Annotated in this window: 21 protein-coding genes and 2 tRNA genes; 9 read left to right on the forward strand and 14 right to left on the reverse strand. The window is 70.5% G+C overall.

What is annotated here, in order from left to right; translation table 11 throughout:
* Window positions 1-2 precede the first annotated feature (2 nt).
* Window positions 3-671: a response regulator transcription factor gene (locus C503_RS0111645; protein ID WP_026316189.1), complete on the reverse strand. Its 669-nt coding sequence runs from the start codon at window positions 669-671 to the stop codon at window positions 3-5.
* Between the two features lie 39 nt (window positions 672-710).
* On the opposite strand from C503_RS0111645, the gene hisN reads away from it, so the two are divergent.
* Window positions 711-1,484, forward strand: a complete 774-nt coding sequence (gene hisN, locus C503_RS0111650; RefSeq protein WP_018682384.1) for a histidinol-phosphatase — start codon at window positions 711-713, stop codon at window positions 1,482-1,484.
* Here hisN and C503_RS0111655 read toward each other — a convergent pair.
* The 4 genes from C503_RS0111655 to C503_RS0111675 are packed head-to-tail and all read right to left on the reverse strand — an operon-like array spanning window position 1,467 to window position 5,624.
* Window positions 1,467-1,727 (reverse strand): hypothetical protein, encoded by a 261-nt coding sequence (locus C503_RS0111655; RefSeq protein ID WP_018682385.1) that lies wholly within the window; start codon window positions 1,725-1,727, stop codon window positions 1,467-1,469. The genes hisN and C503_RS0111655 overlap by 18 nt on opposite strands.
* Window positions 1,724-4,840: a glycohydrolase toxin TNT-related protein gene (locus C503_RS48485; RefSeq protein ID WP_051114799.1), complete on the reverse strand. Its 3,117-nt coding sequence runs from the start codon at window positions 4,838-4,840 to the stop codon at window positions 1,724-1,726. Before C503_RS48485 ends, C503_RS0111655 begins: the two co-directional genes overlap by 4 nt.
* 32 nt (window positions 4,841-4,872) lie before the next feature.
* Window positions 4,873-5,187, reverse strand: a complete 315-nt coding sequence (locus C503_RS39030; RefSeq protein ID WP_018682386.1) for a hypothetical protein — start codon at window positions 5,185-5,187, stop codon at window positions 4,873-4,875.
* Complete coding sequence (locus C503_RS0111675) at window positions 5,187-5,624, reverse strand: YbaB/EbfC family nucleoid-associated protein (protein WP_026316191.1); 438 nt, start codon at window positions 5,622-5,624, stop codon at window positions 5,187-5,189. The genes C503_RS39030 and C503_RS0111675 overlap by 1 nt, the downstream gene beginning before the upstream one ends.
* Before the next feature lie 532 nt (window positions 5,625-6,156).
* On the opposite strand from C503_RS0111675, the gene C503_RS0111680 reads away from it, so the two are divergent.
* Window positions 6,157-6,228, forward strand: a tRNA-Glu gene (locus C503_RS0111680).
* Window positions 6,229-6,232: 4 nt separating this feature from the next.
* Window positions 6,233-6,323 (forward strand) — tRNA-Ser (locus C503_RS0111685).
* A 10-nt stretch (window positions 6,324-6,333) separates the two neighbouring features.
* Here C503_RS0111685 and C503_RS0111690 read toward each other — a convergent pair.
* The 3 genes from C503_RS0111690 to C503_RS0111700 form a co-directional block, all read right to left on the reverse strand.
* Entirely contained in the window at window positions 6,334-7,275 is a 942-nt protein-coding gene (locus C503_RS0111690) for a hydroxymethylglutaryl-CoA lyase (RefSeq protein WP_018682388.1), read from the reverse strand.
* A 2-nt stretch (window positions 7,276-7,277) separates the two neighbouring features.
* The gene (locus tag C503_RS0111695) at window positions 7,278-7,838 is read right to left on the reverse strand and encodes a PH domain-containing protein (protein ID WP_026316192.1); all 561 of its coding nucleotides are present in this window, start codon (window positions 7,836-7,838) and stop codon (window positions 7,278-7,280) included.
* Window positions 7,839-7,952: 114 nt separating this feature from the next.
* Entirely contained in the window at window positions 7,953-8,756 is an 804-nt protein-coding gene (locus C503_RS0111700; RefSeq protein WP_026316193.1) for a biotin--[acetyl-CoA-carboxylase] ligase, read from the reverse strand.
* A 231-nt stretch (window positions 8,757-8,987) separates the two neighbouring features.
* On the opposite strand from C503_RS0111700, the gene C503_RS0111705 reads away from it, so the two are divergent.
* The 4 genes from C503_RS0111705 to C503_RS39040 all read left to right on the forward strand — a co-directional run bounded on the left by C503_RS0111705 (window position 8,988) and on the right by C503_RS39040 (window position 14,720).
* Entirely contained in the window at window positions 8,988-10,628 is a 1,641-nt protein-coding gene (locus C503_RS0111705; RefSeq protein WP_018682391.1) for an acyl-CoA carboxylase subunit beta, read from the forward strand.
* A 227-nt stretch (window positions 10,629-10,855) separates the two neighbouring features.
* Window positions 10,856-11,074, forward strand: a complete 219-nt coding sequence (locus C503_RS0111710; protein ID WP_018682392.1) for an acyl-CoA carboxylase subunit epsilon — start codon at window positions 10,856-10,858, stop codon at window positions 11,072-11,074.
* A gap of 203 nt (window positions 11,075-11,277) precedes the next feature.
* A complete protein-coding gene (locus C503_RS39035; protein WP_156893152.1) occupies window positions 11,278-12,894 on the forward strand; it encodes a DHA2 family efflux MFS transporter permease subunit in 1,617 nt (538 codons plus the stop codon).
* Between the two features lie 11 nt (window positions 12,895-12,905).
* Window positions 12,906-14,720 carry a Xaa-Pro dipeptidyl-peptidase gene (locus C503_RS39040; RefSeq protein WP_018682394.1) on the forward strand — a complete coding sequence of 605 codons (1,815 nt, stop codon included), beginning with the start codon at window positions 12,906-12,908 and terminating at the stop codon, window positions 14,718-14,720.
* A 436-nt stretch (window positions 14,721-15,156) separates the two neighbouring features.
* Here the strand turns inward: C503_RS39040 and C503_RS0111725 are convergent, their stop codons facing one another.
* From C503_RS0111725 to C503_RS0111745, 6 genes are all read right to left on the reverse strand, one after another.
* Window positions 15,157-16,524 (reverse strand): dicarboxylate/amino acid:cation symporter, encoded by a 1,368-nt coding sequence (locus C503_RS0111725; RefSeq protein WP_018682395.1) that lies wholly within the window; start codon window positions 16,522-16,524, stop codon window positions 15,157-15,159.
* 41 nt (window positions 16,525-16,565) lie between these two features.
* Window positions 16,566-16,649, reverse strand: a complete 84-nt coding sequence (locus C503_RS48855; RefSeq protein ID WP_425393520.1) for a putative leader peptide — start codon at window positions 16,647-16,649, stop codon at window positions 16,566-16,568.
* A gap of 64 nt (window positions 16,650-16,713) precedes the next feature.
* On the reverse strand, window positions 16,714-17,328 hold the full coding sequence (locus C503_RS0111730) for a Maf family protein (RefSeq protein WP_018682396.1): 615 nt from the start codon (window positions 17,326-17,328) through the stop codon (window positions 16,714-16,716).
* A gap of 394 nt (window positions 17,329-17,722) precedes the next feature.
* Entirely contained in the window at window positions 17,723-18,241 is a 519-nt protein-coding gene (locus tag C503_RS0111735; RefSeq protein ID WP_018682397.1) for a DUF1707 SHOCT-like domain-containing protein, read from the reverse strand.
* 52 nt (window positions 18,242-18,293) lie between these two features.
* On the reverse strand, window positions 18,294-18,749 hold the full coding sequence (locus C503_RS43230) for a DUF1707 SHOCT-like domain-containing protein (RefSeq protein ID WP_018682398.1): 456 nt from the start codon (window positions 18,747-18,749) through the stop codon (window positions 18,294-18,296).
* A 54-nt stretch (window positions 18,750-18,803) separates the two neighbouring features.
* The gene (locus C503_RS0111745; RefSeq protein ID WP_018682399.1) at window positions 18,804-20,576 is read right to left on the reverse strand and encodes an acetyl/propionyl/methylcrotonyl-CoA carboxylase subunit alpha; all 1,773 of its coding nucleotides are present in this window, start codon (window positions 20,574-20,576) and stop codon (window positions 18,804-18,806) included.
* Between the two features lie 130 nt (window positions 20,577-20,706).
* Here C503_RS0111745 and C503_RS39050 point away from each other — a divergent pair, with 130 nt between their 5' ends.
* Window positions 20,707-21,411: a hypothetical protein gene (locus tag C503_RS39050; RefSeq protein ID WP_018682400.1), complete on the forward strand. Its 705-nt coding sequence runs from the start codon at window positions 20,707-20,709 to the stop codon at window positions 21,409-21,411.
* Between the two features lie 121 nt (window positions 21,412-21,532).
* The gene (locus C503_RS0111755; protein ID WP_018682401.1) at window positions 21,533-22,069 is read left to right on the forward strand and encodes a GNAT family N-acetyltransferase; all 537 of its coding nucleotides are present in this window, start codon (window positions 21,533-21,535) and stop codon (window positions 22,067-22,069) included.
* Window positions 22,070-22,114: the final 45 nt, after the last annotated feature.

Raw genomic sequence — 22,114 nt, forward strand, 5'->3', positions numbered from 1 at the left:
GGCTACTCGGCGTTGAACCGGAAGCCGACCCCGCGCACCGTGGCGATGCGCCGCTCGGTCGAGCGTGGGCCGCCCTCGCCGAGCTTGCGACGCAGCCAGGACATATGCATGTCCAGCGTCTTGCTCGTCTTGAGCTCCGGGTCGCTCCACACCTCGGACAGGATCTCCTCCCGGGTGACCACCTGGCCCGCACGCTGGATCAGCACCCGCAGCAGCTCGAACTCCTTGTTCGCCAGGGTGATCTCCGCGCCGTCCACCGTCACCACCCGGGCGGCCAGGTCCATCCGCACGCCGTTGACGTCGATGGCGCCCGGTGCCTGCCTGCGCAGCAGCGCTCTGATCCTGGCCAGCAGCTCGGCCAGCCGGAACGGTTTGGCGACGTAGTCGTCCGCGCCCGCGTCCAGGCCGACCACGAAGTCGACCTCGTCGGCACGCGCGGTCAGCATCAGCACCGGGATGCCCCGGCCCGCCGCGCGCAGCCTGCGACACACGTCCAGGCCGTCGATCCCGGGCAGGCCCAGATCGAGGACCAGCAGGTCGGGGTGGCCGGTAGCGGCCTCCTCCAGTGCCGCGTGGCCGTCGCCGACCACCCGCACCTCATAGCCCTCCCGGTGCAGCGCACGCGAGAGGGGGTCGGCAATGGCCACGTCGTCCTCGGCCAGCAGTACCACGCTCACAGGGTCCAGGGTAGGCGTGACACGATCGCGCCCGTGTCAAGCGACGACCTGACTTTCGCCCTCCGGTCGGCCGACGCGGCCGACGCCATCACCCGCGCCCGCTTCCAGGCCCTGGACCTGGTGGTCGAGCGCAAGCCCGACCGCTCCCCGGTGACCGACGCCGACACGGCGGTGGAGGACGCGGTTCGCGCGCTGCTCGCGGACGCGTACCCGGACGACCGCGTCGCGGGCGAGGAACGCGGCGGCACGGTCGGCGACGGCCGTACCTGGGTCCTGGACCCGATCGACGGCACGAAGAACTTCCTGCGCGGCGTGCCCGCCTGGGCGACCCTGATCGCCCTGGTCGACTCCGGCGTGCCGGTGGTCGGCGTGGTGAGTGCCCCGGCCCTGGGCAGGCGCTGGTGGGCGGCACGCGGCGCGGGCGCCTGGGTGAGCCGGGACGGCGGCGAGCCGCGGCGACTGGGCGTCTCGGGCGTGCGGTCCCTGGCGGACGCCTATTTGTCCACAACGGACCTGAACTCGTGGACCAGGCACCACTCGCGCGAGCGCTACCTGCACCTGACCGAATCGGTGTGGGAGACGCGCGCGTTCGGCGACTTCTGGCAGCACTGCCTGGTCGCGGAAGGTGCTCTCGACCTGGCGGCCGAGGCCATCGTGAACCCGTGGGACGTGGCGCCGCTCCAGGTCCTGGTCGAGGAGGCGGGCGGCCGGTTCACCGACCTGTCGGGCGCGGCCCGGTTCGACGGCGGCAACGTACTCACCTCGAACGGGCACGTGCACGACGCGGCCCTAGACCTTCTCCGGTAGCACCCCGACGACCCCGCGCACGACCTGCGACCAGGTGAGCCTGCCGAACAGGTAGTGGCAGGCCACCTGCTCGTTGTCGAACCGCGCCCAGTCGTAGCGGTTGCCCTGCTCCCGCCAGAACACCTCCCAGTCGCCCGCGTCGTCCACCAGGCACCAGGTGTTGTCGGCCTCGGCCCCGATGGACACGACGTCGGCGGGAACCCCGATCGCGGCCAACAGTCCGACGATCGACTCGCTGTTCACAGCTCCTCCAGGAATCCGAGCGCGACAAGCTCAGCCGCGGAGTGGGTGGTCCGGTACCGCTCGCCGCCGCCGGGCTGCCCGAACCAGGGGGCGGAGACGGCGCGCCAGACGGGGAGATCGCGCCGCACCCGGTACCGCCGGTAGCCCGCCGTCGCGTGGACGGGTGGGAGCGAGCGGCGGGTGAAGAGGGTGGCGTCGGCGCTGAAGACACGGCCGTCGGGGGTGCCGAAGCGGTCGAGGGTGGAGTCTGGTGGGAGGAGAAGGGGCTCGCCTTGGGCGGTGCCGCCTTCGGGGTAGATCTCGCCGGGGGGCCAGGCGTACTCGGCGCGTTGGGTGCTGTTGGGGTCGAAGGGGCGGACCAGGAACCGACGGTCCCAGTCGCGTTCGTGCTCGCCGCCGAGGGGGTCGTATCCCTCCAGCAGGTCGAGGGGGACGGCGGCAGCACTACCACCTGTGTCGACGCCCACACCGGGTTCCGGTGCGGAAGCCGGGTTCACGTCCACAGGTTCGCAGGCATCAGGGTCGCTGGCAGCGGCTTCGTCATCCGAATCGGCGGAGTCGACCAGGGCGGAGTCAGGGTGGTCGCCGGGGGCGAAGCGGAGGCCTGCGGCGTAGTCGAGTTCGTCGGGTGGGGGTGGGAGTTGGCGGGCGGGACGGCTCGCGGCGGTGGGGAGGTGGCCGATGGGGAACATGTGGACCAGGAACAGGGCCACGGCCGGGTCGGTGGGGCGGGTGCGCTGGGCGGCGGCTGGAGGCAGTGGCGGCGTGGGCTGGTCGGGGGTCTGTTGGCCGGTTTTGCGTTCCGGTTTGGGGTCGATGGACCGGGGTGCGGTGGTGTCCGCGTTGTCCGAGCCGAGGAGGGTGCCCGCGATCGGGGCCACGACGAAACCGGCGGCCTGGTCGTCGGGGCGTCTGGCCTGGTCGGGTTGGTGAGTGGGCTGGTCGGCTCGGGGGTCGGCGGCTCGGATGTCGGTGGCGCGGGGGTCGGCACCGGTGTGTTTGCCGGGGGCCGGGGTGTCGGACTTCGCGGGGGTGCCTGTCTGGCCTGCGGTCTTGCTGCCTGGTTGCTGGCCGGTGGAACCCTGGCTCGACCCTTGACCGCCTGCCGGGCCTTGGCCGAGTCCGCCGGGAGTCGGGCGCGCGCCGGCCGGTGCGCCGCCGGGGGCGGGGGCGCTCAGTGGTGAGCCGCCGGTCGGGCCGCTGATGGATGGTGATCCGCCGAGCACTTGGCCTGCGGGTGCGTTGAGTGGAGCACCGGTCGGGGTGCTGGTGACCGGCTGCGCGAGCGCGGGCTGCGCACCGAGCGTCTGGCCCGGTGCGTCGAGGACGGCTGCCGAGGCGGCCTGGACGCTGTTGACCGGCATGCCTGCGGGCGGCGTCGGCAGGTGGGCGACGTTGTCCAGGACGTGCCCGGCGTGGCCTGCGGTGTCGATGACCTGGCCTGCCTGCTGGTCCACCGGACCGCCGGTCACCTGACCAGCGGTATCGACCACGTTCCCGGCATGGCCGCCATGACCAGGCAGGTCGCCCGCCAACTGGTCGACCGGACCCAACACCCCGCCGTGGCCGTGGCCGGTCACCTGACCGGCAGCGTCCAGCACATTGCCTGGCATCTGATCCACCGGACCGAGCACATGACCATGACCGGTCACCTGACCTGCGGCATCAACCACACCACCGGCCAGCTGATCGACCGGCCCCAGCAGACCACCCGAGCCATGGCCATGCCCGGTCACCTGACCAGCCGTGTCCAACACCCCACCAGCCAGCCGATCCACCGGACCGAGCACACCGCCCGAACCACCATGACCCGTCACCTGACCTGCGGTATCCAGCACTCCGCCTGCCGGCTGATCAACTGGGCCCAGCAAGCCGCCATGCCCCTGTCCGGCGGTGCCCAACAGACCGCCCGAACCACCATGACCCGTCACCTGACCAGCGGTATCCACCACACCGCCTGCCAACTGATCCACCGGACCCAGCAGGCCGCCCGAACCACCATGACCGTGCCCGGTCACCTGGCCGGCGGTATCCAGCACGCCGCCTGCCAACTGATCCACCGGACCCAACACACCACCATGACCCGCCACCTGCCCGGCAGTGTCAAGCAGCCCACCAGCCAACTGGTCGGCCGGGCCCAGCACACCGCCATGACCGTGGCCTGTCACCTGGCCAGCGGTATCCAGCACGCCACCAGCCACCTCGTCGACCGGTCCCGGCAAACCACCATGACCCACTACCTGGCCGGCGGCATCGACCCTGCCCCCGGCACTCTGACCCACCGGCCCACCATGACCCGTCACCTGCCCGGCAGTGTCGACCACGCCACCGACCAACTGATCGACCGGACCCAGCAGACCACCGGAACCGTCGCCCACCCGACCGCCGGTGCCGACCATTTTCCCTTGCTGGTCAACGGGTCCGTGGCCAACAGTGTCGAGCACGCCCCCAGCCGACTTGTCCACCGGGCTCAACAGCCCGCCCCCGTGGCCACCGGTCACGTTCCCCGTCAACCGGTCCACCGGCGACACACCAGCGCCAGAGTCCACACCAGACTGTCCACTATGAACACCAGGGTTCGCGTTCACGACATCGTTGACGGTGTGGATGTCCGCGCCACCGGCATGAACCGACGACACCAGGGTGTTGTGGATGTTGGCCACGTTCGCCGCCGTGCCGCGGACCGCCGTGTCCAGACCGAGCAACGCGTTCGGGTTGCCCGCCGCGGCGGCGGTGTGTGCGGCGTCCGTGTTCTTGGCCAGGTCGACCAGGTGGCGGACGATCTCGACCTTGGCGGCGCCGATCTGGTCGGCGGCCCGTTCCAGTCGGTCGGCGGCCGCGGCGCAGCCGGTGACGGTCTCGGTGAGGTGGCCGGAGTCGGGGCGTACGAAGGTGGACCAGTGCCTGCCAGCGGCGTCGGCGGTGTCGCCCTCGATGGTGGACAGGGCGGTGTGTGCGGTGCTGTCGGCCTCGCCGGTCAGCGCCGACATGCGGGTGCCCGCGTCGCGCCAGGCCTGGGCGGCCTCGCGCATGCGGTCCTCGTCGGCGTCCGGCCAGCGCACCCCGGCCGCGGCGGCGGCGTCGGCCAGTTCCGGTGGCAGCTCGATTCCCATCAGCCCTCCCCAGTGGTCACGGTGCAGGCTCCCTAGGCGTCGGCCGAGTCGAGCGCGGTGGCGTTGGCGGTGTCGGTGTCGCGGTAGGCGTGCGCGGTGTCGTGGAAGCGGCCGCCGACGTCGCCGAGCCTGGCGGGCAGGCCGCCGAGCGCGGTGAGCGTGCGGTCGGCCGGGGCGGTGTGCGCGGCCGCGAAGCTGTGGCCGACGTCGTCGGTGCCCCAGCAGTCGCCCGCGGCGGCGAGCCGGTCGGCCAGCTCGCGGTGGATGGCCCCGGCGCGTTCGGCGTACCCGTCGAAGTGTCCGGCGCGGTCCGCGAGCCGGGCGGCGTCGGCCTGGAAGCGGTCCATCACGGCCTCCTCGGGGTGCCCGGCTCCAGCCAGGCGACGTGCTCGAAGCTGTCCTCGTCGGCGGCCACCCGCGGCGGTGCCAGGTCGGCGGGCGCCAGGTCGGCGGTGCCCCGCAGCAGTGCCTCGGGATCGGTCCCGGACGGCAGCACCGGGGCGACCGCGTGCCCGGCCGCCCGCGCGGCCAGCGCGTCGGCCGCGGCGGCGGTCCGGACGATCACCGCGGCCAGCTCGGCAGGCCGGTGCACCCGGTACGCGTCGTCGTGCAGCCGCAGCCCGGTCAGCACCCCCTGGGCCGACACGGTCGCGGTGACCAGGCCGCACGGGCTGGTCACCGACTCGCTGATCGCCGCCAACGCCCGGTGCACCTCGGCCAGCTGGTCGCGCCCGCGCCGGTACTCGGCGACGAGCTCGTCGACCTGGGCTCGGTGGTCAGCCACCACGCTCTCCTTCTGGCTCGGCACAGTCCCGGGCACGCGTTGGACGCCGCACCCCCGCCGGTGGTTCCCGACCGTTCGGGTGATGTCCCGGGGACGTACCACCACAACGCCCGGCCCCATCGCCCGGTGACGGTCTAAATGCGATTGACGCGCCTCCCGGGCGCCGGTCAGGATATGACCAGCACACCGGCGAGACAGAGGGGGAACACGATGTCGATCTACTCGTACCCCGCTGAGTCATCCTCCCGCTGACGCCGTCACCGGCCTCGGCGGGAGCAGAGGCCGATGCGACTGCTGGCTAGTGGTGCGACCCAGAACGTCGGCCGTGTATCGGCGGGTCCACGGCGTGTCTGGCGGTGCCGCCGGAGCGGCCTCGTACTGGATGTACTTGGTCGTTTCCGGCGGTGCCGTCAGGCACGTCGTGGGCGGGTCGAGACATGGTCGACGTTCTGGGTCGCACCACTAGGTCGCCGCACTTTCATTGCGGAAGACCGGGATCGATACCCGGATCGGTCACTGAAACTCACACCAAAGCGCGTTGGTCCAGCGGAATGGATACCGGACTCTCAATTCGGAGACGCGGGTTCGACTCCCGTACGCGCTACTCAGGAGGATTGGCCGAGCGGTAAGGCAGCTGTCTCGAAAACAGTGGTCGACGTGATGAGCGTCGCGCAGGTTCGATCCCTGCATCCTCCGCCAGACAACACCACTAGCCCCGCAGGGCTCGAACCACTCGGGACGGGCTGGGACGATCCAGCTTGGTCGCCATCCAGGCACTGGTATCCACGAGCAGATCCAGATCGACGCCGGTCTCGATGCCCAAACCGTCGAGCATCCAGACCAGGTCCTCGGTGGCCAGGTTCCCGGTCGCGGATTCCGCATACGGGCAGCCGCCCAAACCGCCCGCGGACGAATCGACCGTGGTCACGCCCAACCGAAGCGCCGCAAGGGTGTTCGACAACGCCTGGCCATACGTGTCGTGAAAGTGGACGGCCACATCGGACACCGGCACGCCCGCCGCCACCACCGCGCCCACGACAGCCTCGACCTGCCCCGGCGTAGCGACCCCGATGGTGTCCCCCAAGGACAGTTGCGAGCACCCCATCGACATCAACCGGCCACCGACCGCGGCCACCTGTTCCGCCGCGACCGCCCCTTCCCAGGGGTCCCCGAAACACATCGACACATACGCGCGGACATCCAGCCCCTCAGCGCGGGCCCGCGCCACCACCGGCTCGAACATGGCGAACTGCTCGTCCAGTGTCCGATTCAGATTCCGGTTGGCGAAGGTCTCGGTGGCACTGCCGAAGATGGCGATGTGCCGGACCCCGGCCGCCAGCGCGCGGTCCAGACCACGCTCATTCGGGACTAGCACCGGATAACGGACACCGTCCACAAAGTCCAGCCGGGACAACAGCTCCTCGGCGTCCGCCAGCTGCGGCACCCATTTGGGGTGCACGAAGCTGGTCGCCTCCAGCACCCCAAGGCCCGCGGCCGCGAGCCGGGCGAGGAACTCCAGCTTCACCTCGACCGGCACGACCGCCGACTCGTTCTGCAGCCCGTCCCGGGCGCCGACCTCCCAGATGGTGACCCGCTCCGGCAGGCCGTCGGCCCGAACCTCGGCGGGCAGACCGACCTCCCGGGCACCCATGGTCAGCGCCGTCCCTGGTGGCCCTGGTCGGGGAACTCGCGGGTCTGACCGCCCTGACCGCCCTGGTGGAAGTCGTCGTACGGGTTGTCGTTGACCTCGCGGTAGAGCAGCGTGTGCACCTTCTCCACGTTCGGGATGTCGTCGAACTCCAGCGGCTCCTGCGAGCTGGACTCGATGATCAGCGTGCCGCAGCCGACGATCCGGTCGATCAGGCCGTGTTCGAACCGGACACTGCTGATCCGGGCCAGCGGGATGTCGATCCCGGTGCGCTTGATCACGCCCATCCGGAACATCACCCGGTCGGTGGTGACGATGAAGTGCGTGGTGCGCCAGCGCACGAACGGCACGAAGAAGCCCCAGACGATCGCGACCAGCGCGACCACGCCGATGGCGATCCAGGCGATCATCTTCCAGGAGGTGTCCTGGGCGAGGATGGCCAGCCAGATGCCCGCACCGATCGTGACGACCAGGATCAGGTAGGGCAGCAGCAGCATCTTCCAGTGGGGGTGCTTGTGCAGCACGACCTGCTCGCCCTGGCTGAGCACGTCGTCGGGGTAAGCCACGGTGTCCTCCCGATCATCACTGATGACGCGGTAACGGTACTCGGCGGAGGCCGGTCCGGGCGGGACCATCCGACGATCCGATCCGAAACCGGCTGTGCTGTCCGCCGGGAGCGCTCACGAAGTGGGACGAACGTGCACGACATCGCCCGCCGAGATGGTCCGCGCGGTGCCCGCGACATCGAGCACCAGCCGCCCGTCGGCGTCCACGTCGGTGGCGAGCCCTTGCAGGTCGGTGCCGTCCGGCAGCTCCACCCGGACCCGCTGCCCGAGCGTGGCGCAATTGCTCCGATACGACGCGAGCAACCCGGACGTGACCAGGTCACCCTGCGCACCGCGCCAGGACCGCTCCGCCTCATCGAAGGCTCGGAGCAAGGCGATGGCGATGTCGGTGCGATCGCCGCTGCCGCCTTCCTGGGCCAGCGAGGTGGGCGGCAGACCGCCGGGCCCGACCGGCACCTCGGCGGGCAACGGGGCGACATTGAGGCCGATGCCCAGGACCACGACCGGGTCCGCGCCACCGGACTCGGCCAGCACCCCGGCGCACTTGGCCATCCCCGCCCCCGCGAGCAGGTCGTTCGGCCACTTCAACCCGGCGATGACACCCGCGTGCCTGGCCGTGCGCACCAACGCGACTCCGGCGACCAACGCGAGCGACCCGTACCGGTGGACGGGCACGTTCGCGGGCCGCAGCAACACGCTCAGGTAGAGCCCGGACCCGGCGGGCGACACCCAGCTCCGGGCCCGCCGCCCCCGCCCCGCGGTCTGTTCCTCGGCGATCAGCACGGTCCGGTCGGCGGCCCCGGCCGCGGCGGCGGCCATCAGGTCGGCATTGGTGGACCCGGTGGACCCGACCACGTCCAACACGGCATACGGCCCGACCAACGCCGCCCGCAGTCCCTCGACGTCGAGTGCTGCCATGCCGACCACCCTAGGGCCAGCCCAGCCCGGGAACCAGGAGCGATCGGACAGGCGAATCCGGAACGCTCCGACGGACAGGCAGCCTTCCCCCGGGACCGACCGGTCGGAGCAGGATCAGCCGGACCCCGGGGTGGGCCGTGCACACTCTGCGACCTCCACCGCGGTCGAGGTCAACCAGGTGTGACCCACGCCCCGCCGCCGATCCCGCGCACCGCCACTACTCTCCGAACCATGACCGCGACCGAGCCGGTCCAGCCCCCCTCGGGCGCCGAGGGCGAGCCGGACCTCCACACCACGGCGGGCAAGCTGGCGGACCTGTACCGCCGCTACGACGAGGCGGTGCACGCCGGGTCGGTGCGGGCGGTGGAGAAGCAGCACGCCAAGGGCAAGATGACCGCCCGGGAGCGGATCGACCTGCTGCTCGACCCCGGGTCGTTCGTGGAGCTGGACGAGCTGGCCCGGCACCGGTCGACGAACTTCGGCATGGAGCGCAACCGGCCGTACGGCGACGGCGTGGTCACCGGGCACGGCACGGTCGACGGCCGTCCGGTGTGCGTGTTCAGCCAGGACGTGACGGTGTTCGGCGGCTCGCTCGGCCAGGTGTACGGCGAGAAGATCGTCAAGGTGATGGACCTGGCGCTCAAGACCGGCCGCCCGATCATCGGCATCAACGAGGGCGGCGGCGCGCGGATCCAGGAGGGCGTCGTCTCGCTCGGCCTCTACGGCGAGATCTTCCGCCGGAACACGCTGGCCTCCGGGGTGATCCCGCAGATCTCGCTGATCATGGGCGCGAACGCGGGCGGGCACGTGTACTCGCCCGCGCTGACCGACTTCGTGGTGATGGTCGACCAGACCTCGCAGATGTTCATCACCGGCCCGGACGTGGTCAAGACCGTCACCGGCGAGGAGGTGACACTGGAGGAGCTCGGCGGCGCGCGCACGCACAACACCAAGTCGGGCGTGGCGCACTACCTTGGCGCGGACGAGGCCGACGCGATCGGTTTCGTCAAGGAGCTGCTGTCGTTCCTGCCGTCGAACAACCTGTCCGACCCGCCGGTGTTCCCCGCGCCGGTCGAGGACGGCTCGATCGCCGACACGCTCACCGACGACGACCGCGCGCTGGACACGCTGGTCCCGGACTCGGCGAACCAGCCGTACGACATCCACGAGGTGATCACCCGGGTCGTCGACGACGGCGAGTTCCTGGAGACGCACCCGCTGTTCGCGCCGAACGTGGTGGTCGGTTTCGGCCGGGTCGAGGGCCGCAGCGTCGGCGTGGTCGCCAACCAGCCCACCCAGCTGGCGGGCTGCCTGGACATCGACGCCTCGGAGAAGGCGGCCCGGTTCGTGCGCACCTGCGACGCGTTCAACATCCCGGTGCTGACCTTCGTGGACGTGCCCGGTTTCCTGCCCGGCACCGACCAGGAGTTCGGCGGCATCATCCGGCACGGCGCCAAGCTGATCTACGCCTACGCCGAGGCCACCGTCCCGCTGGTCACCGTGATCACCCGCAAGGCCTACGGCGGCGCCTACGACGTGATGGGCTCCAAGCACCTGGGCGCGGACGTGAACCTGGCCTGGCCGACCGCGCAGATCGCGGTGATGGGCTCCTCGGGCGCGTCGAACATCCTGCACCGGCGCACGCTGGCCGCGGCCAGGGAGGCGGGCAAGGACGTGGACGCGCTGCGCGCGGAGCTGGACCGCGAGTACGAGGACACGCTGCTCAACCCGTACCTGGCGGCCGAGCGGGGCTATGTGGACTCGGTAATCCCGCCCTCGCACACCCGCGGCCACATCGCCCGCGCCCTCCGCATCCTCCGCGACAAACGCGAGTCCCTACCCCCCAAGAAACACGGCAACATCCCGTTGTGACATCTTCTCCCACCACCCGCCCCCTCATCCCCGCCCGGCATCGTCCCCGACTTGGCGGCCACATCGCTGACGGAGTCACGAAGGCCGTAGCGGACGTACCGACCCAACTCCCCAGCAGATCGCGCGTTGTCCACAGGCGAGCGTTCACGTCCCCGGTTCCTGTCGGTGCTTCCCGGTAAACTGGTGGACGGGGGGCCGTGGCCCGCGCTCGATCATGAGAGGTCCCGATGAGCGAGTCGACTGAGGACCGTCCTTTCCTGCGGATCGTGCGCGGTGAGCCGACCGACGCCGAGCTGGCCGCGCTGACCGCGGTCATCACCGCGGCCGCCACCCCCGAACAACCCGCCGAGCAGCCGCACAGTGCCTGGTCCGACCGCTCGGCCGCGGTGCGCCGCCCGCTCGCGCACGGCCCCGGTGCCTGGCGCGCGTCCGCGCTGAACCGCTGAGCCCTAGTGGTGCGACCCAGAACGTCGACCATGTCTCGACCCGCCCACGACGTGCCTGACGGCACCGCCGAAACGACCAAGTACATCCAGTACGAGGCCGTCCCGGCGGCACCGCCAGCCACGCCGTGGACCCGCCGATACACGGCCGACGTTCTGGGTCGCACCACTAGTCTCATCGCGGGACAACGCGGTGGGAGCGGTCGATGAGTGGTGGGGTGCGCAGCCCCTGGGTGGCGTTGTTCGCGCTGTGCGCGTGCTTCTTCATGATCATGCTGGACTCGACCATCGTCACGGTCGCGATCCCGACGATGCTGGCCGACCTGGACGCCACGCTGAACCAGATCATCTGGGTGAACAGCGTCTACCTGCTGGCCAACACCGTGCCGCTGCTGCTCACCGGCAGGCTCGGTGACCGGTTCGGCCCCAAGCGGGTGCTGGTCGTCGGGTTGGTGCTGTTCCTCGGCGCGTCCCTGTGGTGCGCACTGTCCACACACGCAGGCTCGCTGATCGCCGCGCGCGCCGTGCAGGGCCTGGGCGCGGCGGCGATGACGCCGCAGACGCTGTCGTTCATCACCCGGCTGTTCCCGGCCGAGAAGCGCGGCGCGCCGATCGCGGTGTGGGGCGCGGTGGCCGGGGTCGCCACGATCACCGGCCCGGTGGTGGGTGGGTTGCTGGTGCAGCACGTGGGCTGGCAGTGGATCTTCCTGCTGAACCTGCCGATCGGCGTGGTCGGCCTGCTGCTCGGGTTGGCGCTGCTGCCGGACTGGCGGCCCGCCGCGCGGGTGGGGTTCGACGCGCTCGGTGCCGTGCTGGCGTCGGTGGGTCTTGGCACGCTCGTGTTCGGACTCCAGAACGGGCAGCATTACCACTGGGGTCGGATCGCGAGCCCGATCGGCGTATTGCCGCTGATCGGTTTCGGACTACTCCTGCTCGCCGGTTTCGCTTTCTGGCAACGGCGTTCCGGCGGTTCGTCGTACCTGTTGCCCCGAGGGCTGTTCGCCGATTCGACTTTCGGTTTCGCGAACCTGACGCACGCCGCGCTGGGTTTCGCGACCACCGGCATGTTCCTGCCATTGGTGATCTACGTGCAGTCCGTGCTCGGCCTCGACCCGCTGGCGTCCGCGCTGCTGTGCGCGCCGATGGCGGTAGCGGCGGGCGGTGCCGCGCTGCTCGCCGGGCGCGCCCTGACCCGGATCCCCGGCCGCACGCTGATCATGACCGGGCTTGGCGCGCTGGCCGCTGGCACGGTCGTGCTGGCGGCGCTGGCCGAGCCGGAGACCGAGCCGCTCGTCCTGGTGCCCGGCCTGGTGGTCGCCGGGATCGGCATCGGGCTGGTGTTCTCCCCGCTCACCGCCGCGGCCACGCTCGGCATGCCGCCGCACCTGGTCGGTGGCGCGTCCGGGGTGTTCAACACCTCCCGGCAGGTCGGCGGCGTGCTGGGCAGCGCGACGACCGGGCTGCTGTTGCAGGTCGGGCTCGGCTTCGCGGTGCCGGAGGCGGCCCGCGACTACGCGAAGGTCCTGCCGCCGCGCTACGCGGGCGAGTTCGTGCGGCGGATCACCGAGGCGGCGCAGACGGCCAGCCAGTTCGGCGGCGAGGGGCCGAAGGTGCCGTCGGACTGGTCGCCGTCGATCGCCGAACGGGTGCGTGAACTGGCGACGGACGCATTCCACCTCGGTTTCACCAATGCCGCCAAGGCAACCCTGGTACTGCCCGTCGTCGTTCTGGTACTGGGCATGGTGTGCGCGGCCGGGATCCGGGTACCGCCAACTGGTAACGCGAAAAACTCGGGACTGCCGCATGAGCGCGTCGGTCCGTAGCGTCAGGCCACATGGCGATTCGGCGATATGTGCTGACGTTGGCCTTCGCGGTGGTCACGACCTCGGTGTCAGCCGCTTTGCCCGCGGCCGCGGCGCCGATAGCGGGCAGCGACCCCATTTACTCCTACGCCAACGCGATCCGCGAGACGGTATGGGTCGACACGGGACTGTCAGCGCCCGGCAGCGCGCGTGTCCGGGTCGCCGCGGATATCATCCGGCCACGCGAGGCGACCGGCCGGATCCCGGTGATCATGGACGCCAGCCCGTACTACACGTCGCTGGGCCGGGGCAACGAGAGCCAGAAGAAGACCTACGACAGCGCGGGCAAGCCGGTGCTGTTCCCGTTGGCCTACGACAACTATTTCGTGCCGCGCGGCTACGCGGTCGTCCTGGTCGACCTGGCGGGCACGGCCCGCTCGAACGGCTGCGTGGACGTCGGCGGCCGTTCGGACATCACCTCGGCGAAGTCGGTCATCGACTGGCTCAACGGCCGCGCCACCGGCTACACCTCGGCCACCGGCAGCACGACCGCCACCGCGGCCTGGTCAACCGGCGCCGTCGGCATGATCGGCAAGTCCTACGACGGCACGGTCGCCAACGGCGTCGCCGCCACCGGTGTCGACGGGCTGAAGACGATCGTGCCCATCGCCGCGATCAGCTCCTGGTACGAGTACTACCGTTCGTCGGGCGCCACCTTCACCAGCGGCACCCCGACCGGCCTGGCCCAGACGGTGGAGAACTCCCAGGGCGCGGCGAACTGCGCGTCGGTGAAATCCACCCTCACCAACGGTTCCCCCTCCAGCGGCGACTACACATCGCTCTACCGCGAACGCGACTACGTGCGTGACGCGTCGAAGGTCAAGGCGAGCGTGTTCGCGGTGCACGGGTTGAACGACCTGAATGTGAAGACCATCAACTTCGGCCTGTGGTGGAACGCGCTTCCCCCGACGACCGAACGCAAGATCTGGCTTTCCCAAACCGGCCACGTCGACCCCTTCGACTACCGCCGCTCGGTCTGGGTCGACACCCTGCACCGCTGGTTCGACCACTACCTACTGGGCATCGACAACGGCATCGACAACGCCCCCGCGTCCACAGTGGAACAAACCCCCGACGTCTGGCGCGACGACCCGTCCTGGCCCGGTACGACCGCATCGACCACCCTCCGCCTGACCCCCGGAAGCACCACGGGCGTCGGCACACTTGGCACCACCGCGCCGCCCGCCCGCGCGACCGCGACATTCACCGACAACCGCACCAGCGAGTACGACTGGGTTTCCAACCCGACCACGGCTTCATCGGCCCGGGTTCTTTACCAGACCGGGACACTCGCCTCGGATGTGCGAATCTCGGGCACCTCGCAGATCACGGTGACTGCCACGTCGTCACAGAGCGCGGCCCGGTTGACCGCGGTACTGGTCGACTACGGTCCGGCGACGATTCGGAACTATCGGGGCACGGGCGAGGGAATCCGAAACCTGACAACCCGCTCCTGCTGGGGCGACAGCACTTCCGGCGACAGTGCCTGCTACCTGGACACCGCGACGAACACGACTTCCGTGACCCAGAACGTGATCTCGCGCGGCTGGGCGGACCTGGGGCATTACGCCGGTCTGGAATCCCGCCGGACGCTGAGTTCCGGGACGCCGTACACAATCACCTTCAACCTGGCGACGACGGACCAGGTGATCCCGGCGGGCCATCGGCTGGCAGTGGTGATCGGCAGCACGGACAGCGCGTACATCGCCTCGGCGGGCTCGTCGACCCGGCTGACCCTCGACCTGACCAAGACCACGCTGCGAGTCCCGCTCATCGGCTCGATCTGACCAGCCCGAAACCGCTGCCAGCGCCTTTGCCTGCGAGGACCTTGTCCACGCGGCCACTCAACGCATTGGCCGTCGTCGGTATCGCGTCGTCCACACAGACATGATCGCCCAACTCGCCGTAGGCGATACCCGCCCTCGCCAACCGAGCCCCCAGCCCAACGCAGACACGTCCCGCCGAGCGACTTTCCAGACCGACCCCTCACCCCGCCCGACCCCCAGGTCAGCACACCCTCCAGCCCAGGAAATCCCTCCATCGAGCGACACAAGTTATCCACAGGCCGACCCCGAACCCCGGCCAACCAAGATCCTTTGCCGCCCCCACCGGGTAGAATGGCCAGCGGGGGATCCCCCTGGGAGCGGCGGGCTATGTGGTGGGGGCGGATCTCGGCGGCAGCAAATTGCCCCCGGGTGATCCCGGGGGCAATTCACGCAAGCGTCAGGCGGAGACCAGCTGTTGCGGAGGCCGCGCCTCCGCCACCTCCCCGTTCAGCAACGGCGGCGCGCTAGGCCGGTGCAGCACCTCATCGTCCAGCAGCCCTTCGCCGCGGGCGACCAGGACCGGGACAGTGATCTGGCCCGCCACGTTCGTCGCGGTGCGGATCATGTCCAGGATCGGGTCGATGCCGTAGACGATCGCCACGCCGGTGGCGACGACCTCCGTGGGCAGGTTGATCGTGCTCAGGGTCAGTGTGAGCATGGTGAACCAGCCGGTCGTGCCTGCCGTGGCGATGGAGCCGAAGACCGCGACCGCGACGATGCCGACGTACTGCCAGAAGCTCAGGTGTACGCCGAACAGGTTGGCGATGAAGATCGACGCGATGGCCGGGTAGAGGGCCGCGCAGCCGTCCATCTTCGTCGTGGTGCCCAGCGGGACCGCGAAGCCCGCGTAGCCGGGTTCGACGCCCAGGTTCACCGCGGTCTGCCTGCTCAGCGGGAGGGTCGCGCCCGAGGAGCGGGAGACGAAGGCGAACTGGAGGGCCGTCCATGCCTTGGCGTAGAACGTGAACGGGCTCACCTTGCCCACAAACCGCAGCAGGATGGGGTAGACCACGAAGAGCACGAGCAGGGCGGCGATGTACACCGAGGCGATCAGCGAGATCAATGGCTTGACGAACTCATTGCCGTACGTGGCAAACGCGGTGCCGATCAGTCCGAGAACACCGAGCGGGGCCAGTCGGATGATCCAGCCGAGGGCCTTCTGGATGATGTCGAACGCCGAGCGGTTGAACGCCACGAACGGCGCGGCCTTGTCGCCGAGCGCATACGCGGCCACGCCGACCAGGGCGGCGACGAAGACGACCTGCAGGACCTCGCCGTTGCTGAAGGCGGCGAACAGGTTCTCCGGGACCAGCCCGTTGAGCACGGTCAACCAGTCGCCCTGGGTGCGGCTGGCGAGCTTGTCCACGGTCGCCTGGCTGGGTTCGACGTGCACGCCCTGGCCTGCGCCGCCGATGAGGCCGACGGCGATGCCGATGAGCACGGCGATGAGCGAGGTGATGCCGAACCACAGCAGCGTCTTGCCGCCGAGCCGGGCCGCGGTGCGGGTGCCGCCGAGGCCGCGCAGGCTGTCGACGCCGACCACGATCGCGGTGAACACCAGTGGGATGACGGTGAACTGGAGCAGGCTGGTGAAGATGTTGCCGATTGTCTTGAGCGTGGTGGTCAACCAGCTCGTATCGGTCTGTTTGGCGACGAAGCCGAGCACGGCGCCGAGTAACAGCCCGGCGAGCACGGCGAGTCCGAAGTAGACGTTCCGCTTGCGCGGGGCGGCCTGCGGCGGGTCGGTGGCGACGGCAGAGGACATGGGGACTCCAGGGGGTGAGAGGTGGCGCGCGCGGGTACGTGTCAGTGCGGACACAACGAGCTGGCCTGCCGTCGGAGATCGACGTGCAGGCGCTCGGTCAGCGCGACACCCGGGGAATACCTCATCACCCGGATCCAACCAGTTGTCCGGTGAATAACTTCCCGTCTCACCCGGAGAGCGGTATCACTCTCACGGGTTGGGACGCCACAGGTCGGTGACGCTGATCCCGATGGCCGCGAGCAGCCTGCGGGTCAGCGGCAGGCTGATCCCGATCACGCTGGACCAGTCGCCCTCGATGGCGTCCACGAACCAGCCGCCCCGGCCGTCGAGGGTGAACGCGCCCGCCACGCCGAGCGGCTCGCCGGTGGCCACGTAGGCGTCGATCTCGGCCGGGCTCGGATCGGCGAACCGGACGGCCGTGCTCCCGGCGCCGCCCGCGCTGTCGACCACCACGCCGTCCTTGACCCGCAGCACGGCGTGCCCGGTGAGCAGGTGCCCGCGCCCGCCCGCCATCGCCAGCCACCGCTCCCGGGCGATCTCCGGCGTGCCGGGCTTGCCCATCAGGTCACCGCCGAAGTGCAACATCGAGTCACAGCCGACGACCACGGCATCGGCGAACTCGCCGACGACCGTGCGCGCCTTCGCCTCGGCCAGCGCGACGACCACGTCCTCCGGCCTCGGGTCAACGAGCGCCGCCGCCACGGCGTCCTCGTCCACCCCGGAGACCCGGACCACCGGATCGATCCCGGCCGACCGGAGCACCCCGAGCCGGGCGGGCGACTGTGACGCGAGCACGAATTCCACGGGGCGTGAGGCTACCGGTGCCGGACGGAAAGCCGCCGGGCCGTGTTTGTTGGCCTCGGCTTCGCCTCGGCGGCGGGATCGCCTTTAGCCGGTCTCTTCCCACCCGATCGCGTTCGGCCCGGGGGGCCGAACGCGATCGGGTGGGAAGAGACCGGCGCGATCCCGCGTGGTGGTCGAGTCAGGGGGTGGCTGGGGCGGCTGGGGTGGGGGTGGGGGTGGGGGTGGGGGTGGCGGAATCATCCATAGGCGGGTGCGACCACCTATTGACAGGTTCGCCGAGTCGGTAGGTTCAGAAATGGGCCAGCGCCCGGGTGGGCGGGGATCCATCTTGCCGGATGATCTTGAAGGTGGGCGACGGACAGCGTCGTCGGGCTGGGTGGGCGGGCTGGGTGGGTCAGTGCCAGCCGCGGCCGTAGTGGCCTCGCCGGTAGTCACGGCGGTGGCCGTGGCCTCGATGGCGGTTGCGGTGCATCTCGTTGCGCCAGTCGTCGCCGAAGAGGGCGCCGCCGATGGCGCCGATGGCGACCGGGAGAAGGAGCAGGGGCCAGAGATGCAGGGTGATGGCGAGGATGACGCCGGTGATGGCGCCCAGCGGGACCAGCGCGGCGAAGATGCGCTGGTTGAGCGGGCGCGACTGCCACGCGTTGACCGCAGTGCGCGGTACGGGGGCGGGCAGTGGCGCCGGGGTGGCCTGCGTGGGCGGCGGGGGCAGTGCCGGGCCGAAGGCGGGCTTGGGCGCGGGCAGGTCGCTGAACAGGGACAGTAGTTCGCCCCGGGTCTTGGCCACGGTCACCTTCGCGCTGCGGTCACCGTATTCGTCGAGATCGATACGACCTGCCGCCATGTGGTCACCGAGCGCGCGCAGGGCGTCTTCGCGCTCGGTATCCCCGACGCGCAGCTCGGACGGCTCCATATCGCTCACACCTCGATGGTACGGATCCGACGGGCCGCTTGGCTCTCAGGATTCACGACTGCTTCTTCTTGGCCGCCTCCGCCGCCGATCCGGCGACCACGACCACACCGACCGTGAGCACGATCGTCCACCACAGCCCGAAATAGATCGTCAACAGGATCGAGCCCGGTAAGCCGAACAGGACGAACAGCCCGGTGAACGCGTCCAGGGCGGCGCTGGCCGGGGTCTGGGTCAGGCCGCGCTTGGCGACCGGCTTGGTGACCGCGCGCTTGATCAGCTCGCTGGGGTTGGGCCGGACGGCGGCGCTCAGGTCCGGGTGCGGCGCGGGCAGGTCGGTGAACAGCAGCTCGATATCACCCCGGGTGCGGGCGGCGACCGCGCGCACGCAACGGAACTCGTACTCCTCGACTTCCAGCCGACCCGTGCTCATGTGCTCGCCGAGCAGCGCGACGGCCTCGTCCCGCTCGGCCCCACTGATCCGGATGTCGGCGTCGCGATCCTGCGCCATGGCGGCATCCTAGTGGCGCGCCCCTGGGCCGATAACGACCCGGACCGGGCGAGGTCAGTCCTTGATCTCGCAGATCACCGCACCGGTGGCGACCGTCGCACCCTGACCGACCGCGAGGCCGGTGACGGTGCCCGCCTTGGGCGCGGTGACCGGGTTCTCCATCTTCATCGCCTCGACCACCACGACCAGGTCCCCGGCCGCCACGGTCTGGCCGTCCTCGACGGCGACCTTCACGACGGTGCCCTGCATCGGCGCGGTGACCGCGTCCCCCGATACCGCGGCCGCCGAACCCGACCCCGAACGCTTGCGCGGCTTCTTCGTCGCGACCGCGCCGCCGCCGCCGAGCGAGAACCCGCCCGGCAGCGAGACCTCCAGCCGCCTGCCGCCGACCTCGACGACCACGTTCTGCCGTGGTTCGGCGTCCTCGGCCTCGGCGCCGCCGGTGAACGGCTCGATGGTGTTGTCGAACTCGGTCTCGATCCAGCGGGTGTGCACGCGGAAGCCGTGTTCGTCGCCGATGAACGCCGGGTCGCGCACGACCGCGCGATGGAACGGCACAACCGTGGCCATGCCCTCCACGACCAGCTCGTCCAACGCGCGCCGCGCCCGTTCCAGCGCCTGGGTCCGATCTTCACCGGTGACGATGACCTTGGCCAGCATCGAGTCGAACTGGCCGCCGATGACCGTGCCACTCTCCACACCGGAATCCACGCGCACGCCCGGCCCCTCCGGCGCGCGCCACAGCGTGACCGTGCCGGGGGCGGGCAGGAAGCCGCGGCCCGCGTCCTCGCCGTTGATGCGGAACTCGATGGAGTGGCCGCGCGGGGTCGGGTCCTCGGTGAACCGCAGCTTCTCGCCCGCCGCGATCCGGAACTGCTCGCGGACCAGGTCGACGCCCGCGGTCTCCTCGGACACCGGGTGCTCGACCTGCAGGCGCGTGTTCACCTCAAGGAACGAGATGGTGCCGTCCGTGCCCACGAGGTACTCGACGGTGCCCGCGCCCGAATAGCCCGCTTCCCGGCAGATGGCCTTGGCGGAGCTGTGGATCTCGGCGCGCTGCGCGTCGGTGAGGAACGGCGCGGGGGCCTCCTCGACCAGCTTCTGGTGGCGGCGCTGCAGCGAGCAGTCGCGGGTGCCGACCACGATGACGGTGCCGTGCTGGTCCGCCAGTACCTGCGCCTCGACGTGCCGGGGCTGGTCCAGATAGCGCTCCACGAAGCACTCGCCGCGGCCAAACGCGGTGACCGCCTCGCGGACCGCGGAGTCGAACAGCTCGGGGATCTCCTCCACGGTGCGGGCGACCTTGAGGCCGCGGCCGCCGCCGCCGAACGCCGCCTTGATCGCGACCGGCAGGCCGTGCTCGCGGGCGAAGTCGATGATCTCGTCGGCGCCCGCGACCGGCTCCTTGGTGCCGGGCACCAGCGGGGCGCCCGCGCGCAGCGCGATGTGCCGGGCGGTGACCTTGTCGCCGAGGTCGCGGATGGCCTGCGGGTCGGGGCCGATCCAGGTCAGGCCCGCGTCCAGGACGGCCTGGGCGAACTCGGCGTTCTCGGAAAGGAAGCCGTAGCCGGGGTGCACGGCGTCGGCGCCGGAGCGCTTCGCCGCGTCGAGAACCTTGTCGATCGAGAGGTAGCTTTCGCCGGGGGTGTTGCCCCCCAGCGCGAACGCCTCGTCGGCGAGCCGCACGAACGGCAGGTCGCGGTCGGGGTCCGCGTACACGGCGACACTGCTCAAACCGGCGTCCGCGCAGGCCCGGACCACGCGGACGGCGATCTCCCCCCGGTTCGCGATGAGGACCTTGCGCAGGACCTTGGCCGGTGCGGACACGCCGGTTCCTCCTCCGGTTGGCGGGCTGGTGCGGAGTTTACGACCTCGATCAGCGCACAAACCGAGAGCAAACCCACATCCCGACGCTACTCTGCGCGTCAGTTGCCGGATCCGCTGCTCGGAGGTCACCGTGGCCGGTCGCCGCGCCCCCACCGCGGTGGTGCTCGCGATGGTGATCTGCGGCCTGGTGGTGGCCGCCGCGATCACCGGCGCGGCGGTGCTGCGCGTGCGCGCCGCGCCGAACGGCCCGGCGGCCCCGTCGACCAGTGAGGTGGCCGCGCCGCCCGGACCGATCACCTGCCGCCGGGAGCCCTGCCAGGTGCTGGGCACGGCCACGGTCGGCGGCACGGTCGTGCAGCTGATCGCGGACTCCGGCGCCAACGCGGGCAGGCTGCGGATCGCCGGGGCGGCGAGCGCGGAGCAGGTGATCGAGCTTTCGGTGACCGACCTCGGAGTAACCCTGACCACGGACTCGCTGCAATGCGTGCCCGGCACGGTCAGCGCCTGCCTGGTCCGGGGCGTGAGCGAGAAGGGGACCACCGGCCAGGTGGTCGCCGGGCGGTCGGACAAATGGAGCCCGCTGGGCCGGGCGTTCTTCTCCGAGGCCAACTACCTGACCCTGGCCAACGTGCAGGGTGACTCGACGCCCGAGGTGATCGCGGTGCAACAGGATTGCTCGGTCACCCCGGACTGCTCGAAACGGTCCTTTTATGTGCAGGTGTTCGGATTGGGCGGCCAAGAGCTCGGGTGCACCAGGACCTATCCGAAAATCGACCAGCTGCCCGGTTATCCGGGGATAGTGCCGCTTGAGGTCCAGCTTCGCGGCTGCCCCTGAACCGCCCGGAAATCGGCGATCGGCCTACGACGCTTCTCGGGGATCTTGCAGGCGATAGCGGGGCTGTGGGCCGTTTGGGCGTCGTGCGGGAGTGTCGGTGGGGGGCGGTAACGTGCTTGTCGTGGAGCCGGTGGAGATCAACGCAGGGGCGTATTACCTGCGGGCACTGCGCGACGACGCGCGGATCGACGACCGGCCGCGGGTCGTGGAGGGCTTCACCGATCCGGTCAGCAGGCAGTGGCTGGCGCACATCAAGGTGCACGACCTGGCCTCGGCCGGGGAGTACATCGAGCGCCGCGCCGCGGACTGGGCGCACGAGACCCGGCTGTCCTGGGCGGTGGCCGACCCGCTGACCGGTGTGCTGCTGGGCGAGGTGCAGCTCAAGGAGCTGGACCTGGCAGGCGGCACGGCGGAGGCGGGCTGTTGGGCGCACCCGGACGCGCGCGGCAAGGGGATGACCACCGAGGCGTTGGCGGCGATCATCCGATTCGGTTTCGGAGCACTCGGACTGCGCGCGATCGCCTATCGGCACGAGCGCGGCAACGAGGGGTCCGCGCGGGTGGCGGCGAAACTCGGCTTCACTCCGGTGAGTGACGAACCATCGGGCGATGTCGTCCTGATGCTGCGTAACCCGGCCGTGGATGTAGACGTTGAGTAGAACGGCAGGCGACGGAACCAAGCCGGTCCGGTGGACGTCTACGAA

This window comes from Actinokineospora enzanensis DSM 44649 (assembly GCF_000374445.1).
Classification (GTDB): Bacteria; Actinomycetota; Actinomycetes; order Mycobacteriales; family Pseudonocardiaceae; genus Actinokineospora; species Actinokineospora enzanensis.